Origin of the sequence: Saccharomonospora glauca K62 (assembly GCF_000243395.2) — a bacterium.
Taxonomy (GTDB): Bacteria; Actinomycetota; Actinomycetes; order Mycobacteriales; family Pseudonocardiaceae; genus Saccharomonospora; species Saccharomonospora glauca.
Window position 1 is genome coordinate 1,565,003 of record NZ_CM001484.1, and the last position, 15,925, is coordinate 1,580,927.

General features: G+C 70.0%; 14 protein-coding genes. 10 read left to right on the top strand and 4 right to left on the bottom strand.

The annotated features are described in order from the left end of the window. Nucleotides 1-78: 78 nt before the first annotated feature. The 6 genes from hutH (at nt 79) to SACGLDRAFT_RS07580 (ending at nt 7,945) form a co-directional block, all read left to right on the top strand. Entirely contained in the window at nt 79-1,614 is a 1,536-nt protein-coding gene (gene hutH / locus SACGLDRAFT_RS07555; RefSeq protein WP_005463246.1) for a histidine ammonia-lyase, read from the top strand. Next, entirely contained in the window at nt 1,611-3,284 is a 1,674-nt protein-coding gene (gene hutU / locus SACGLDRAFT_RS07560) for a urocanate hydratase (RefSeq protein ID WP_005463248.1), read from the top strand. The genes hutH and hutU overlap by 4 nt, the downstream gene beginning before the upstream one ends. Further along, nucleotides 3,281-4,492 carry an allantoate amidohydrolase gene (locus tag SACGLDRAFT_RS07565; protein WP_005463250.1) on the top strand — a complete coding sequence of 404 codons (1,212 nt, stop codon included), beginning with the start codon at nt 3,281-3,283 and terminating at the stop codon, nt 4,490-4,492. Before hutU ends, SACGLDRAFT_RS07565 begins: the two co-directional genes overlap by 4 nt. Then, nucleotides 4,486-5,805: a formimidoylglutamate deiminase gene (locus SACGLDRAFT_RS07570; RefSeq protein ID WP_005463252.1), complete on the top strand. Its 1,320-nt coding sequence runs from the start codon at nt 4,486-4,488 to the stop codon at nt 5,803-5,805. Before SACGLDRAFT_RS07565 ends, SACGLDRAFT_RS07570 begins: the two co-directional genes overlap by 7 nt. Beyond that, nucleotides 5,802-6,962 carry an imidazolonepropionase gene (hutI, locus tag SACGLDRAFT_RS07575; RefSeq protein ID WP_005463262.1) on the top strand — a complete coding sequence of 387 codons (1,161 nt, stop codon included), beginning with the start codon at nt 5,802-5,804 and terminating at the stop codon, nt 6,960-6,962. Before SACGLDRAFT_RS07570 ends, hutI begins: the two co-directional genes overlap by 4 nt. A gap of 185 nt (nt 6,963-7,147) precedes the next feature. After that, nucleotides 7,148-7,945 (top strand): hypothetical protein, encoded by a 798-nt coding sequence (locus SACGLDRAFT_RS07580; protein WP_005463263.1) that lies wholly within the window; start codon nt 7,148-7,150, stop codon nt 7,943-7,945. 61 nt (nt 7,946-8,006) lie between these two features. Here SACGLDRAFT_RS07580 and SACGLDRAFT_RS07585 read toward each other — a convergent pair whose 3' ends face one another. After that, the gene (locus tag SACGLDRAFT_RS07585; protein ID WP_005463264.1) at nt 8,007-8,255 is read right to left on the bottom strand and encodes a zinc finger protein; all 249 of its coding nucleotides are present in this window, start codon (nt 8,253-8,255) and stop codon (nt 8,007-8,009) included. A gap of 99 nt (nt 8,256-8,354) precedes the next feature. Here SACGLDRAFT_RS07585 and SACGLDRAFT_RS07590 point away from each other — a divergent pair, with 99 nt between their 5' ends. The 3 genes from SACGLDRAFT_RS07590 to SACGLDRAFT_RS22275 all read left to right on the top strand — a co-directional run bounded on the left by SACGLDRAFT_RS07590 (nt 8,355) and on the right by SACGLDRAFT_RS22275 (nt 9,734). After that, nucleotides 8,355-9,230, top strand: coding sequence for a helix-turn-helix domain-containing protein (locus SACGLDRAFT_RS07590; protein WP_005463265.1), 876 nt, complete (start codon nt 8,355-8,357; stop codon nt 9,228-9,230). Continuing rightward, on the top strand, nt 9,227-9,427 hold the full coding sequence (locus SACGLDRAFT_RS07595) for a DUF397 domain-containing protein (RefSeq protein WP_005463266.1): 201 nt from the start codon (nt 9,227-9,229) through the stop codon (nt 9,425-9,427). Before SACGLDRAFT_RS07590 ends, SACGLDRAFT_RS07595 begins: the two co-directional genes overlap by 4 nt. 139 nt (nt 9,428-9,566) lie before the next feature. Then, a complete protein-coding gene (locus SACGLDRAFT_RS22275) occupies nt 9,567-9,734 on the top strand; it encodes a hypothetical protein (protein WP_005463267.1) in 168 nt (55 codons plus the stop codon). Between the two features lie 63 nt (nt 9,735-9,797). Here the strand turns inward: SACGLDRAFT_RS22275 and SACGLDRAFT_RS07600 are convergent, their stop codons facing one another. The 3 genes from SACGLDRAFT_RS07600 to galT form a co-directional block, all read right to left on the bottom strand. Beyond that, nucleotides 9,798-10,076 (bottom strand): hypothetical protein, encoded by a 279-nt coding sequence (locus tag SACGLDRAFT_RS07600; RefSeq protein WP_005463269.1) that lies wholly within the window; start codon nt 10,074-10,076, stop codon nt 9,798-9,800. Between the two features lie 12 nt (nt 10,077-10,088). Continuing rightward, nucleotides 10,089-11,789, bottom strand: a complete 1,701-nt coding sequence (locus SACGLDRAFT_RS07605; RefSeq protein ID WP_005463272.1) for a sodium:solute symporter family protein — start codon at nt 11,787-11,789, stop codon at nt 10,089-10,091. Nucleotides 11,790-11,931: 142 nt separating this feature from the next. Continuing rightward, complete coding sequence (galT, locus tag SACGLDRAFT_RS07610; protein WP_005463274.1) at nt 11,932-13,008, bottom strand: galactose-1-phosphate uridylyltransferase; 1,077 nt, start codon at nt 13,006-13,008, stop codon at nt 11,932-11,934. A gap of 346 nt (nt 13,009-13,354) precedes the next feature. Here galT and SACGLDRAFT_RS07615 point away from each other — a divergent pair, with 346 nt between their 5' ends. Further along, nucleotides 13,355-15,886: a glycoside hydrolase family 2 gene (locus SACGLDRAFT_RS07615; RefSeq protein WP_005463276.1), complete on the top strand. Its 2,532-nt coding sequence runs from the start codon at nt 13,355-13,357 to the stop codon at nt 15,884-15,886. Nucleotides 15,887-15,925: the final 39 nt, after the last annotated feature.

Genomic DNA, 15,925 nt, shown 5'->3' on the forward strand with positions numbered 1-15,925 from the left:
CCCCTTCCGTCTGGGACTCCAGACAGTCTCGCGCGTCGTGGTCTCGCTCGCGAGCCTCGCGCGGGGTGTGATGGGGACATGCGAGCTGTTGCCATCGGACTCACGCCGCTGTCGCGTGAGGAGGTCGTCGCCGTCGCCAGGGAAGGCGCGCCCGTGGAGCTGACCACGGAGGCGTTGAAGGCCGTCACGACGGCGAGAGCCCACGTCGACGCGCTGGCCGCCTCCGAGCGTCCCGTCTACGGCGTGTCCACCGGGTTCGGCGCGCTGGCGGTGAAGTACATCCCCGACGAGCGCCGGGCCGCCCTGCAACGATCCCTCGTGCGCTCCCACGCCGCCGGAGCCGGTCCAGAGGTGGAGCGGGAGGTCGTGCGCGCATTGACACTGCTGCGGCTGCGCACCCTCACCACCGGTCACACCGGCGTGCGACCGACCACGGTGCGGGCCATGGCCGACCTGCTCAACGCCGGGATCGCGCCCGTCGTGCACGAGTACGGCTCGCTCGGCTGCTCCGGCGACCTCGCGCCGCTGTCGTCGATCGCACTGGCCCTCACCGGTGAGGGCGAGGTCCGCGACGGCCACGGACGGCTCCGGCCCGCCGCCGAGGCACTCGCCGACGCGGGACTGGAGCCGATCGAGCTGGGGGAGAAAGAAGGGCTCGCCCTCATCAACGGCACCGACGGCATGCTCGGCATGCTCGTGCTGGCACTCGCCGACCTCCGCCGCCTGCTCGACACCGCCGACCTCACCGCCGCGATGAGCGTGGAGAGCCTGCTGGGCACCGACCGGGTCTTCGCCGAGGACCTCCAGCAGCTCCGCCCCCACCCCGGCCAGGCCGAGTCGGCGCGGCGCATGCGGCGCTTCCTCGCGGGCTCCGAGATCGTGGCCAGCCACCGCGGGCCCGACTGCACGCGCGTGCAGGACGCCTACTCCCTGCGTTGCGCCCCCCAGGTGCACGGCGCGGCACGAGACACGATGGCCCACGCCGAGACCGTCGCCGACCGGGAGCTCGCCGCCGTCGTCGACAACCCCGTGGTGCTGGCCGACGGCCGCGTGGAGTCCAACGGCAACTTCCACGGCGCCCCACTGGCATACGTGCTGGACTTTCTCGCCATCGCGGTGGCCGACGTGGCGAGCATGGCCGAACGCCGCACCGACCGGCTGCTCGACGTCGCCCGCTCCCACGGCCTGCCGCCGTTCCTCGCCGACGACCCCGGCGTCGACTCCGGCCACATGATCGCCCACTACACCCAGGCGTCCGTGGTCGCCGAGCTGAAGCGACTGGCCGTGCCCGCCTCCGTGGACTCCATCCCCACCAGCGCCATGCAGGAGGACCACGTGTCCATGGGCTGGGCCGCGGCCCGCAAGCTGCGCCGGGCGATCGACGGCCTGACCACCGTGCTCGCCGTCGAGCTCCTCACGGCCGCGCGGGCTCTCGACCTGCGCGCCCCGCTTGCCCCGGCCCCGGCCACGGCGGCGGCCCTGGCCGAGCTGCGTCGCCACGTTCCCGGTCCCGGACCCGACCGGCACCTCGCTCCGGAACTCGCCGAGGCAGGCGAGCTGATCCGCTCCGGCACCGCGTTGCGCGCTGCCGAAACCTGTGGGGAGGAATCATGAGCACACCCGTGCGAGCGGCCCGCGGCACCACTTTGACCGCGCGGTCGTGGGCCACCGAAGCACCACTGCGCATGTTGTGCAACAACCTCGACCCCGAGGTGGCCGAGCGGCCCGAGGACCTCGTGGTCTACGGCGGCACCGGCAAGGCGGCGCGCGACTGGCCCAGCTTCCACGCCATCACCCGCGAACTCACCGACCTCCGCGACGACGAGACGCTGCTCGTGCAGTCGGGCCGCCCGGTGGGCGTGCTGCGCACCCACGAGTGGGCGCCACGAGTCCTCATCGCGAACAGCAACCTGGTGCCCGACTGGGCGAGCTGGCCCGAGTTCCGCCGCCTGGATGCGCTCGGCCTGACGATGTACGGGCAGATGACGGCCGGTTCGTGGATCTACATCGGCACGCAGGGCATCCTGCAGGGCACCTACGAGACGTTCGCGGCCGTGGCGGAGAAGCGGTTCGGCGGTTCGCTGCGCGGCACACTGACCGTCACCGCCGGTCTCGGCGGGATGGGCGGGGCCCAACCGCTGGCCGTCACCATGAACGAGGGCGTGGCGCTGGTGGTCGAGTGCGACGCCGAGCGCGCGCGCCGCCGGGTCGAGACCCGCTACCTCGACGAGATCGCCTCCGATCTCGACAGTGCGATTCGGACGGTGGAGCAGGCGAAGCGGGACGGCACGCCGCTTTCGGTGGCCGTCATCGGCAACGCCGCCGAGGTGCTGCCCGAGCTGCTGCGGCGCGGGGTGGCGGTCGACGTCGTCACTGACCAGACCTCCGCGCACGACCCGCTGGCCTACCTGCCCAAGGGCGTCGCCGTCGCGGACTGGCACGACTACGCCGAGACCAAACCCGACGAGTTCACCGACCGCGCGCGCGAGTCGATGGCCGAGCACGTCGAGGCGATGGTCGGCTTCCTCGACGCGGGCGCGGAGGTGTTCGACTACGGCAACTCGCTGCGCAGCGAGGCGAAACTCGGCGGCTGCGAGCGGGCGTTCGACTATCCCGGATTCGTGCCCGCCTACATCCGGCCGCTGTTCTGCGAGGGCAAGGGCCCGTTCCGCTGGGCGGCGCTGTCGGGCGAGGCGTCGGACATCGCCGCCACCGACCGCGCCGTGCTCGACCTCTTCGGCGACAACGAACGACTGGCACGCTGGATTCGTCTCGCGGGGGAGCGCGTGGCGTTCCAGGGGCTGCCCGCGCGGATCTGCTGGCTCGGCTACGGCGAGCGGCACCTCGCGGGCGAGCGGTTCAACGACATGGTCGCGCGCGGGGAGCTGGCCGCTCCCGTTGTGATCGGCAGGGACCACCTCGACTGCGGCTCGGTGGCCTCGCCGTACCGGGAGACGGAGGGCATGGCCGACGGCTCCGACGCCATCGCCGACTGGCCGCTGCTCAACGCGCTGGTCAACACGGCATCGGGGGCCACCTGGGTGTCGATCCACCACGGCGGCGGAGTCGGCATGGGCCGGTCGATCCACGCCGGCCAGGTCACCGTCGCCGACGGCACCGAGCTCGCGGCCCGCAAGATCGAACGCGTCCTCACCAACGACCCCGCCACGGGTGTGCTGCGCCACGCCGACGCGGGGTACGAGCGGGCGCGGCGGGTGGCCGACGAGCGAGGACTGCGCATCCCCGTCCGAAAGCCCGTTCGCGAGCCGGAGGTCACGGCATGACGACCGCGATCGCGTTGCTGGAGACCCTCGCCGACGTGGGCGTCGACCGCCTCCGGGGCGGCTACTCCCGGCACGGCTTCGACCGGGCCGACGCCGAGCTGCGGGAGTGGTTCACCGCCGAGGCCACGGCGCGGGGACTGGACGTGAGCACCGACCGCAACGGCAACCTCTGGGCGTGGTGGGGGACGCCGGGGCCGAACGCCGTGGTCACGGGCAGCCACCTCGACTCCGTGCCGGGCGGCGGGGCGTTCGACGGGCCGCTCGGCGTCGTGGCGGCGCTTTCGGCCCTCGACGCGCTGCGCGCCGAGGGCTTCCGCCCCACCCGCCCGCTGGCGGTGGTCGTGTTCGCCGAGGAGGAGGGCGGGCGCTTCGGGGTGCCCTGTCTGGGCTCGCGGCTGCTGGCGGGAACGCTGGACGCCGACCGGGCCCGCAACCTGAAGGACGCGGACGGCACCACCCTCGCCGAGGCGGTCCGCGCGGCGGGACTCGACCCCCGGTGGCTCGGACCGGAACCCGAGCTGGTGTCCCGCATCGGGTGCTTCGTGGAGCTGCACGTGGAGCAGGGACGCGGGCTGGCGGACCTCGACGCGCCCGTGGGCGTGGCGAGCTCGATCCTCGCGCACGGCCGATGGCGGTTGACCTTCCACGGCGAGGGCAACCACGCCGGAGCCACCCCGCTCGCCGATCGCCGCGACCCGATGGTGCCCGCGGCCTCGCTCGTGCTGGCCGCCCGGCGGGTGGCGGGGTCGGTTCCCGGCGCCCGTGCCACCGTGGGCCGCCTCGTCCCCACACCGGGCGGCACGAACGTCATCCCCTCCACCGTGGACGTCTGGCTGGACGCGCGCGCACCCGGCGACGCCGACACGCGGCACCTCGTCGACGACGTCGTGGCGGCGGCGCGCGAGGCCGCCGAGGCCGAGGGCTGCACCGTCACCGTCCGCGAGGAGTCCTACGGCGACACGGTGATCTTCGACGGCGGACTACGGGACGAGCTGACGAGCCTGCTCGGGGGAGCACCCGCCCTGCCGACCGGCGCCGGACACGACGCGGGAGTGCTCGCTGGACGCGTGCCCACCGCGATGCTGTTCGTGCGCAACCCCACCGGGGTCAGTCACGCCCCGGCCGAACACGCCGAGCCCGACGACTGCGAGGCCGGGGTCGCCGCGCTCGCCCGTGTCCTCACTCACCTCGCGGGGGCGCCGTGCTGAGCTACTGGTGTGAGAACGCGTGGCTGCCGGACGGCCTCACCGACGGGGTGCTCGTCACGGTGTCGGCCGACGGGGTGATCACCGCCGTGGACCGCGCGCGGCCCCGGCCCGACTCGCAACGCCTGGCCGGGGTGGTGCTTCCCGGCTTCGCCAACGCGCACTCCCACGCGTTCCACCGCGCGTTGCGGGGCCGGACCCACGACGGGAGCGGGACGTTCTGGACCTGGCGCGACACCATGTATCGGCTGGCGGAGCGGTTGGACCCCGACTCCTACTACCGCCTCGCCAGGGCCGTCTACGCCGAGATGGTGCTCGCCGGGGTGTCGTGCGTGGGCGAGTTCCACTACCTGCACCACGCCCCGGACGGCCGCCGCTACGCGGAGCCGAACGCGATGGGCCGGGCGCTGCGGCAAGCCGCCGCCGACGCCGGACTGCGCCTGACCCTGCTGGACACGTGTTATCTCACCGGGGGCGTCGACAAGCCGTTGGAAGGCGTGCAGCGCAGGTTCGGCGACGGCGGCGTGTGGTCATGGCGGGAGCGGGTCGAGGAACTGGCCGTGAGCGGGACCGACGCCACCACGCGCGTCGGCGCGGCCGTGCACTCGGTGCGAGCCGTGCCCGCGTCCGCGTTGCCCGACGTGGCCACGGCGCTGCCGGGATGTCCCTTGCACGTCCACGTCTCCGAGCAGCCCGCCGAGAACACGGCGTGCCGGGCCGCGTACGGCCGCAGCCCGGTGGAACTGTTGCACGCCACCGGCGTGCTGTCCCCGCGCACCACCGCCGTGCACGCCACGCACGTGAGCGATGGCGACGTGGCGTTGCTCGGCGAGTCCGGGACGGCGGTGTGCTGCTGCCCGAGTACCGAGGCCGACCTCGCCGACGGCCTCGGACCGGCACGCGAACTGGCCGACGCGGGCTCCCGCCTCTGCCTCGGCAGCGACCAGCACGCCGTGGTGGACCCGCTCGCGGAGGCCCGCGCCCTCGAACACGGCGAGCGGCTGCGCTCGGGGAGGCGCGGACGGTTCACGCCCGGCGAGCTCCTCGCCGCGCTCACTGTGGACGGACACGCGGCGCTGGGGTGGCCGGAGGCCGGGAGGATCGCCCCCGGAGCGCCGTGCGACCTGGTTGCCGTCCGGGACGACACCCCGCGCACGGCGGGGGCGGCACCCGAGCAGATACCGCTGGTGGCCTCGGCCGTCGACGTCGCGACGGTGGTCGTCGGCGGCCGCGTCGTGGCGACGGAGGGAAAACACACCACACTCGGTGACGTGGGAGCACTGCTGGCACGCGAGATCGGAACGTTGTGGGCATGACATCGACACTGATCACGGGCATCGGCGAGCTGACGACGAACGACGAGGAACTCGGCACGCTCACCGACGCGGCGCTGGTCCTGGCCGGATCGCGTGTGGAGTGGGTGGGAGCCGCTGCGCGGGCACCGGAGGCGGACGAACGCGTCGACGTCGAGGGGCGCGCCGTGCTGCCCGGCTGGGTGGACAGCCACACACACCTGCTGTTCGCGGGCGACCGCTCGGCCGAGTTCGCCGCCCGGCTCGCCGGACGCCCCTACGAAGCGTCGGGCATCGCCGTCACCGTGGAGGCGACCCGCGCCGCACCGGACTACGCGCTCGTGGCGAACCTGCGGCGCCTCGTCCGGGAGGCCGTGGCGCAGGGCACCACCTGCCTGGAGACCAAGACGGGCTACGGCCTCACCGTCGGCGACGAGACACGGGCGGCCCGCCTCGCGGGAGGGCTCGTGGACGAGGTGACGTTCCTCGGCGCCCACGTGGTGCCACCGGGGTGGGACGCCGACGACTACCTCCGTCTGGTGTGCGGCGAGATGCTCGACTCGGTGGCGCCGTACGTGCGGTGGGCCGACGTGTTCTGCGAACGCGGGGCCTTCGATGCCGACGCCGCGAAGGAGGTGCTCACCGCGGCCGCCGAGGCCGGACTGGGACTGCGGGTCCACGGCAACCAGCTCGGCCCCGGTCCGGGAGTGCGGCTCGCGGTCGAACACGGTGCGGCCAGTGTGGACCACTGCACCTACCTCACCGACTCGGACGTGGACGCCTTGGCCGACTCCGACACCGTGGCCACCCTGCTGCCCGCCTGCGATTTGTCCACCCGCCAGCCGTTGCCGGACGCGCGCGCCCTGCTGGACGCGGGAGTCACCGTGGCGCTGGCCTCCAACTGCAATCCCGGATCGTCGTACACGACGTCCATGGCGTTCTGCGTCGCCACCGCGGTGCTGCAGATGGGAATGACGGTGGAGGAGGCCGTGCGTGCGGCGACCCTGGGCGGGGCGAGGGCACTGCGGCGGCATCGCGGCGAGGGAGCCGTCGGAGTGCTGCGGCCGGGTGCGCGAGCGGACGTGCACGTGCTCGACGCCCCCTCGGCGGTCCACCTCGCCTACCGCCCCGGAGTCCCCCTGACGCACGCGGTGTGGCGCAAGGGCCGACGCGTGCGCTGACGGCGTGTCCGCAAGTTACGCACACGTGTCCGCAGCTTGCGTACGCGTGTTCGCACCTGACGTACGCCCGAAGCATGCCGCCGAGTGTGGTTTGTCCCAATTGGAGTCGGCACCGGTGCGGACTCGGAACCGACACGGGGCGAGGGGAGTGCCGTGCACTGGTCGAGAGGGTTTACGGTGCGGGCGTGACGCGATCGACGACAACGGGCGAGAACGCATCTAAACCACGTCGGCGCCTGTCCCGCAAGCGCGCCGCGATCTGGGCGGGGTCGACCCTCGCCTGCTACGCCACGACGCTGTGCCTGCTCTCGGACGTCTTGTTCCCCTTGGCGATTCCGGGAATCATCGGCCTATTGGTGATCGCCATCCTCGGGGTGATCCGGTTCCTGCACGCCAGGCCGCGCCCGTACGAGGTCAGGGACGTCCGCCACGCCCTGCGCAGGCATCGGCTGGTGGTGTGGCGTCGCTTCGGGGGGCTGCTCGTGCTCGCCGTGGCGTTGTGCGCGTTGCCTCCGCTGCTCGACGTCACCGCGCTGTATCCGCTTCTGGCCGTCGGTGTCGTCCTGCCGGAGTGCGGTCTCGCCTTCTTCGGTCAGCAGCTGTGGCTGTTGCGACGGTGTTCCAAAGTGCTCTCGGTGTACGAACCTCGGCCACATGTGCCCATAACTATCCTCAGTGGACTGAAATACGGTCAGGTGTCCCTACGGCTCGGCGAGGAGTCCCGGCGTTTGCCGAGGATGGCGGCACAAGGGGTCGCCCACTTCGACATCCACGACTCGGACATCGCCGGGGAGGGATGGTACGCCGGTGACGACGAACTGGGCGGCGTGCTGGTGCCCGCCACCGGCGACCTCCTGTTGCTGGTTCCCCTGGACGGAAAGGAACGAGCGCGTCACCGTAGTCGCGCGGATTCCGAACGGAAGGCGAAGGAACGGCGCGCCGGCCTGGACCGGGTGCGTCCGAAGAGCGCGCGCTCGTGGTGAGTCGCGGCCGGTCGTGACGTCGGGAGGTGGTGCGGCTCGCGGGACGAAAGTCGCCGATCGGTCACGCGTTCTCCGGAAGCGGCGGGATGTCGTGAGCCGGGAACCCGGACCGGACCCGCCATTCGCGGTCGCAGACCCAGCAGGTGGGGTCGTGCCACCAGCCGGACAGCTCCACGAAGTCCCGTTCCCGAGGGGTGACCTCGGCCCCGCACAGGGCGACGAACGCGATGCCGGGATGCGGGGTGGCGGTCTTCTCGACGTTGTAGGCGTGGCGTCTTCCTTCGGCCTGTTGCCAGCGAAACGGTCCCATCGTCTTCCCCCAGCCTGCTCGTCTTTGTCGATGACGGTGACTGTCTACGGGCTGTAGTTGCAATCTCCCGATCGTGTGACTTCTGGACCCTGTGTGGTGATGGCTACGATCCGGCTCGTGCCTGTTGACACCACCGGCTTGACGACCCGAGCTCGGGCATTGACGGCGGCGATCCGCAAGTTGGTCGAGGCGTCCGGAATGAGTGGCCGAGAGCTTTCGCAACGGCTGGGGTTCAGCCATGGCACGGTATCGCACTGGGCCACGGGGCGTCGCCTGCCGGGTCCCGAGGACGTGGCGTCGTTGCTGACCCTGCTCGGCATCAAGGGGGAGGAAAAGCAACGCCTCATCGAGCTCGCCAGGCACGCGGCGGAGCCGAACTGGCTGGTGGTGGGCATGCCGGGGATACCGCAACAACTCGCCGGCGCCATCGAGTCGGAACGTCACGCGTCGGCCATGGTCGAATGGTCCAGAGACATTGTGCCGGGGCTGTTGCAGACCGCGGACTACGCTCGTGCGCTCGCCACGGCGACCGGGCTTTCGGAGTCCGAGGTCGACGCTCGGGTGCTGCTTCGGGTCGGACGATCCGAGGTGATCACGCGGCGCGATCCCGTCGAGCTGCTGGCGTTGATCAGCGAGGACGCGCTGCACGAGAAGATCTGCGTGCCCGAGGTGATGCTCGATCAACTTCGGCATCTGCTGGACATGGCGCAGCGGCCCAACGTCACCATCCAGGTCGTGCCACCGCGGGTCGGGTGGCATCCCGGACTGATCGGGCCGTTCGTGCTGTATTCGTTCCCCGACGCGCAACCCGTCGTGCATTTCGAACACTACAGTTCGGGCGCCTTCGTCATAGACGAAGACGACGTGCACGCCTACCAGGAAGCGGTGAAGATCATTCGCGGTGTCGCGAGAAGTCCCGAGGATTCCGCGAAGCTCATCGCGACGATCGCTGACGATTTGGAGAAGACACTATGACAGGCCCCCTCCTGTGGAAGAAGTCGAGCTACTCGGGTCCCAACGGCAACTGTGTCGAGTTCGCGACCACCAGTGACGGCACCGGCGATGTGCTGATCCGTCATTCGAAACGCCCGGACGACACGGTGATCCGCTACACGGCGGCGGAGTGGTCGGCGTTTCTGGCGGGCGCCAAGGACGGCGAATTCGACATCTAGACCGGTCTTTCACGCCGATTTCCGTTGTCTCGGCGGAGTCGTCCGCGCGGCGCGGGCCGCCACCAAAATTCCGTGACCGATAGGTGACCCTGCGTAAAATGATTTTTCGTCCCGTCGAAGATGACGAGGAGGAATCCCGATGACCCTTGTTCGAAAGGTCGCAGCGATCGCGGCGATCGCGGTCAGCGCGCTCACCGTGGGCGTGTCGGCGGCGTCGGCCGAGCCCGCCACGACCGCGGCCTGTCCGCCCGGACACGTCGAGCACCCCGTCGAGGGCTGTATCCCCCTGCCTCCCGGACCGTACTGATTCTTCGATGACGAACGGCCGGTGCCGCGAGAGTTCCGCGACACCGGCCGTTCGTGTGTGTGACTAGTCGTTCTTCCGCTGTTGCTCCGGGCGTTCGGATTCCTCGGCCGGGACGGTCACGGGACGCAGCCGCGCCCACAGGGTGAACAGTCCGGCGAAGATCAGCATGCCGATGCCGGTCCACAGGTTGATGTTGATGTCGGCCGCCTTGGCGATGTCCTCGTCGGTGGTGAAGCCGATCCCCATCACCGTCAGCACGACACCGTAGACGCCGATCAGCAAGGCGATGATCAGGCGGATGTCGAAGGCCTGGGCACCGCGGTTTCCGGAGGAGTTCGTCATGGTTCCCGCCCCTTAGAAGATGATGTTGAACAGGATGGTGACGACCAGCACGATGCCCGCGAGCAGGCCCGGACGACGGTACCAGCCCGCGTCCTCGCCGGTGGTGGAGTGCTTCAGGTTCTCCTTCGGAGTCAAGGAGTAGACGAGCCCCACCAGCTGAGCCTCGGGTTTCGGCTGCGTGGCGTAGGTGACGGCGACGCTGACCGCGATGTCGACCACGAACGCGGCACCCGCACCGACGAACGACGCACCCTGCCCCGGAAGGTCCCACACGCCGGTCTCGGCCAGCAGGAACACCCCAACGGCCGCGGCGGTGCCGCTGACCAGACCGGTCCAACCGGCCGTGGGCGTCATGCGCTTCCAGAACATACCGAGGATGAACGTGGCGAACAGCGGCGCGTTGAAGAACGAGAACAGCTGCTGCAGGTAGTCCATCAGGTTGGCGTACGAGGCGGCGATGAACGCCGTCCCGATGGCCAGCAGCGTGGCGAGAGCCGTCACGACACGACCCGCCCGCAGGTAGTAGCCGTCGGGGCGATCTTTGACCACGTAGGTCTGCCAGATGTCGTACGTAAAGACCGTGTTGAACGAGCTGAGGTTCGCCGCCATACCGGCCATAAACGACGCCAGCAGACCGGCGATCGCGATACCGAGCATGCCGTTGGGCAGCAGGTCCCGCATCAGCAGCAACAGCGCGTCGTTGAACGTCGCGCCGCTCGGCGCGGACTCCCCGGCCAGCAACGCGGCCTTGTTGTCGCCCGCCAACTCCGTCACCGTGACGCCCGCGACCATGCCCGGAATGATGACGATGAACGGGACGAGCATCTTCGGGATCGCGCCGATGATGGGAGTCCGGCGCGCCGCCGACATGCTCTTCGACGCCATGGCGCGCTGCACCTCGACGAAGTTCGTCGTCCAGTAACCGAACGACAGCACGAAGCCCAGGCCGAACACGATGCCGAGCACCGACAGGAAGTTGCTGCCGAAACCGGTGAGCTGATTGCCGGGCCAGGAGTCGAGCTGTTCCGGGCCGCCGGGGCCCGCCGACACCTTGTCGACCAGACCCTGCCAGCCGCCCACCTTGGCCAGCCCCACGATCGTCAGGGGCAGTAGGGCGGCCACGATGACGAAGAACTGGAGCACCTCGTTGTAGATGGCGGCGGACAGGCCACCGAGCGCGGTGTAGGCGAGGACGATGACCGCCGCGAGGATCACCGACACCCAGATGGGCCAGCCGAGCAGCAGGTTGACCACCAGGGCGAGCAGGTACAGGTTCGCGCCCGCGATGAGGATCTGCGCCAACGCGAAGCTGATGCCGTTGACGAGGTGAGCGGGTTTGCCGAAGCGGCGCAGCATGAACTCGGGAACGCTACGGACCTTCGATCCGTAGTAGAACGGCATCATCACGATGCCGAGGAACAGCATGGCCGGCACCGCGCCGATCCAGAAGTAGTGCGCGGTCGGCATGCCGTACTGGGCACCGTTGGCCGACATGCCCATGACCTCGATCGCGCCGAGGTTGGCGGCGACGAAGGCCAGACCGGTCACCCACGCGGGCAGCGACCGGCCGGACAGGAAGAAGTCGAGACTTGTCGATACCTGTCTGCGGGCCAGGTAGCCGATACCGAGCACGAGTAGGAAATAGAAAGCGAGCAACACGTAGTCGATCGCTTGTGCATCAAGCCGTAGGTCCGCTTCAGCGAGGACGTGCACGGCCCACCTCCGGGGTCAACGAGAAGTCACGCCAATCTGTTGGGACAGCCGCCGCGCGCAGCGTTGTCGACTCGCGCGGCGGGAACCTGGTTGTCGGTGCCGGCGAGGGCCGGTCACCGGGGACGTATCGGTCGTCGCCTGGCTACACCTCCCGAAGTCTCTGCGCGACGTCTTCGGGCAACACGTCGGTGATGAAGGCGTGCATCCCCGACTCGGAGCCCGCCAAGTATTTCAGCTTGTCGGCCGACCGTCGTATCGAGAACAACTGCAGGTGGAGTCGGCTCAGACCCTCGTCGTCGCCGACGGGCGCCTGGTGCCACGCCGAGATGTACGGCAAGGGAGCGTCGTAGAGCCGGTCGAACCGCCGCAGGATGTCGAGGTAGAGCGTCGCGAAGTCGTCGCGTTCGGCGTCGTCGAGCTCGGGGATGGTTCGTACCCGGCGCAGCGGGTGGATGTGCACCTCCACCGGCCACCGCGCGGCCGCGGGCACGAACGCCACCCAGTGAGCGGTCTCGGCGATCACGCGCACTCCGGCGTCCCGCTCGGCGGCCACGACGTCGTCGTGCAGGTCGCGGCCGGTGCGTTCGCGGTAGTCGCGGGCCACGTCCAGCATCCGCCGGGTGCGCGGCGTCACGAACGGGTAGGCGTAGATCTGGCCGTGGGGGTGGGACAGCGTGACCCCGATCTCGCGTCCTCTGCTCTCGAAGCAGAACACCTGTTCCACACCGTCGAGCTCGGACAGTTCCGCGGTGCGGTCGGCCCAGGCGTCCACGACCAGCCGGGCCTGTTCGGGGGTGAGGTCGGCGAACCGGGCGTTGTGGTCGCTGGTGAAGCAGACCACTTCGCAGCGGCCGTAGCCGGGACGGACGTCGACGAGCGGATGCCGCACGTCGACGTCGTCGAGGTGCGCGCCCGTGGACAGGCTGGGGAAGCGATTCTCGAAGATCGCGACGGTGTACTCGGGGGCGGGGATCTCGGTCTGCCTGCCGTCGCTCGACGGGCACAGCGGGCAGTCGTCACGCGCGGGCATGAACGTGCGGTTCTGGCGGTGGGACGCCATCATCACCCACTCGCCCAGCAACGGATCCCACCGCAGTTGGGAGGCCGTGCTGACGGGAGGCAGCTGTCGCGGGTCCGGTGGGGCGGGCACGGCCTCGCCATCGGCGGCGAAGTACAGCAGTTCGCGGCCGTCGGCCAACCTCGTGCGCGTCCTCTTCACCGGTTTCGCACCCTCTCGAACTCACTCGATGTGCTGATTGGAGGAATTCAACCACGAAGCAACATAAACGAACAGGAGAGGGTGGTAACCAGCGCGTATCCGTTTGGCTACGCCGAACGAGTCAGGATCACCCGGCCGCCTTCGGGCCGCTGCACGGAGGGTGCCGGCCCGTGACGGCGGATTCGTTGAGAGTTGGTGTTGGAACCTGGGTGTTGTTGATCGCAAGTGTTGACACCTGAGGGGTTCATGTGTGAAATGCTTCACGCCGGAGATCACCCGCGAAAGCGGACCGGCGTGCCCGGCGTCGGTGAGGAACCGACGCGGTCCCCTGCCAGGAGGGTGTTCGATGCTGCCACCCGCACCACAGACTCGACCACGCGGCCGCCGGTTCCGCTCGGGAGCCGTGCTCGCCGCCCTGTCCGCCCTGCTCGCCGCGACACTGACCCCGACGGCCGCCGCGGAACCCGCGGACGGCTGGATCATGGGCGAGCCGCCGCTGGTGACGCCGTGGACCCACGAGGTGTCACCCGACAATGCGCTCCCGGAGTACCCCCGACCGCAACTCACCCGTTCCGAGTGGCGCAACCTCAACGGCGTCTGGGAGTTCGCGTCCGCCACCGAGGGGGAGGACCCGCCGTTCGGCGAAACGCTGCCGGAACGCATTCTCGTGCCGTACCCGACGGAATCGGCGTTGTCGGGTATCCAACGGCACTCCGACCACATGTGGTACCGCCGCACGTTCGAGGTACCCGAGAAGTGGCGGATCGGTGAGCGCAACAGGCTCCTGCTGCACTTCGGGGCCGTCGACTACGAGGCCACGGTGTACGTCAACGGGCAGGAGGTCGCCTCGCACACCGGCGGCTACGACGCTTTCTCCGCCGACGTCACCGACGCGTTGAAACCGCGCGGTGAACAGGAGCTCGTCGTGGCCGTCACCGACCGCACCGACGCCACGTGGCAGCCGGTGGGCAAGCAACGCCGGGTTCCCGACCGCGGCATCTTCTACGAAAGCGCCTCGGGCATCTGGCAGACCGTGTGGCTGGAGCCGGTGTCCGCCGCCGGTTATGTCACCACGCTCGACACCGTGTCGGACGTCGATTCGTCCACAGTGAACCTCACGGTGAACACCGCGGGAGCCTCCGACCACCTGACGGTGGAGGCCGTGGTACGCGACGGACGTCGGGTCGTCAGCCGGACGCGGGGTGCCGCGGACGAACCGCTGACGGTGCGCGTGCCCGACGCCAAACTGTGGTCGCCGGACTCACCGTTCCTCTACGACCTCGACGTCGTACTGCGCGATCGGGGCCGCCCGGTGGACCGCGTGTCCTCCTACTTCGGCATGCGCGAGATCGGCACGACCGAAGGCGAGGACGGCAAGCTGCGGATCACCCTCAACGGCGAGATCCTCTTCCTGATGTCCACTCTCGACCAGGGTTACTGGCCCGACGGCATCTATACCGCGCCCACCGACGAGGCCCTGCGCTGGGACCTCGAACAGCACAAGCGCCTGGGCTTCAACACCGTGCGCAAGCACATCAAGACCGAGCCCGACCGCTGGTACTACCACGCCGACCGACTCGGACTGCTCGTCTGGCAGGACATGCCGTCGATGCGCACGGGCGGCAGGCCACCCGCCGAGGCGACGGAGCAGTTCGAGGCCGAACTCCACGAACTCGTGGAAGAGAAGAAGAACTGGACCTCGATCGTCGGCTGGGTACCGTTCAACGAGGGCTGGGGCGAGTGGGCGCGCGAGGACACCGGCCGCATCGCCGAGGAGATCGCCGAACGGGACCCGACGCGGCTCGTCAACGCGCACAGCGGGGTCAACTGCTGCGACTCACTCGGGGACTCCGGCAAGGGACACGTCATCGACTGGCACTCCTACGTCGGACCGGCCACCCCGACCCCCGACGGGCACCGCGTGGCCATCGACGGCGAACACGGCGGCTTCGGCCTGGAGGTCGACGGACACATGTGGTTCGGCGAGGGCCACGCCTACCAGATGTTGCCCGACTCCGAGAGCCTGACCGCCGCCTACGTCGACAACCAGCGGGCCGTGCTGCGCGCCGCGCAGTCGTGCGGCATCAGCGGGGCGATCTACACCCAGCTCACCGACGTCGAGCACGAGGTCAACGGCTTTTTCACCTACGACCGGCAGGTGGAGAAGATGGACTTCGAGGCCGTACGCCGGATCAACGAGGAGATCATCGAGAACGCCGACGGCTCCGGTGGCGGCGGACCCGCTCCCGAGCCGGGAACCCCCGGACTCGACGGGGTGCACGCCTACCCCTTCGACGAAGGCTCCGGCACGGTCGCCGCGGACGCGGTCGGCGACGCCGACGCCACCCTCACCGGCGCCGAGTGGGTGGACGGCGTACGAGGGGGAGCGGTCTCGTTCCACGGAGCGGGTGAGGCGGACACCGGCGCGGCCCTGGTCGACACGCAGGGCAGCTACTCGGTGTCGGCCTGGGTGCGTCTCGACGAGGTGGGCGACGGCTTCCAGACCGCCGTCAGCCAGGACACCGGCAACCACAGCGCCTTCTTCCTCCAGTACTCCGGACAGGACCAGCGGTGGGCGATGAGCTACGCCGGACTGCGCGCGCTCTCGCCGGAGAAACCGGAACCCGGCCGCTGGTACCACCTGACGGGCGTGCGCGACGCGCGAGCCGGAACCCTCTCGCTGTACGTGGACGGAGAGCACGTGGACACCAAGAGCGCGTGCCTGTCCGAGGGCGGGGACGGCAACACCGTGATCGGCCGCGCTCAGTACGGCGGCCAAAAGGTCGACCACCTCCGCGGCGACGTCGACGAGGTCAGGATCTTCGACCGTGCCCTCTCGCCCGAGGAGATCGCCGAGCTGGCCTCGATGAGGAACTGACCTTCCTCGGGTGCGGGGCGGTTCGCGGCCGGCCCGCAC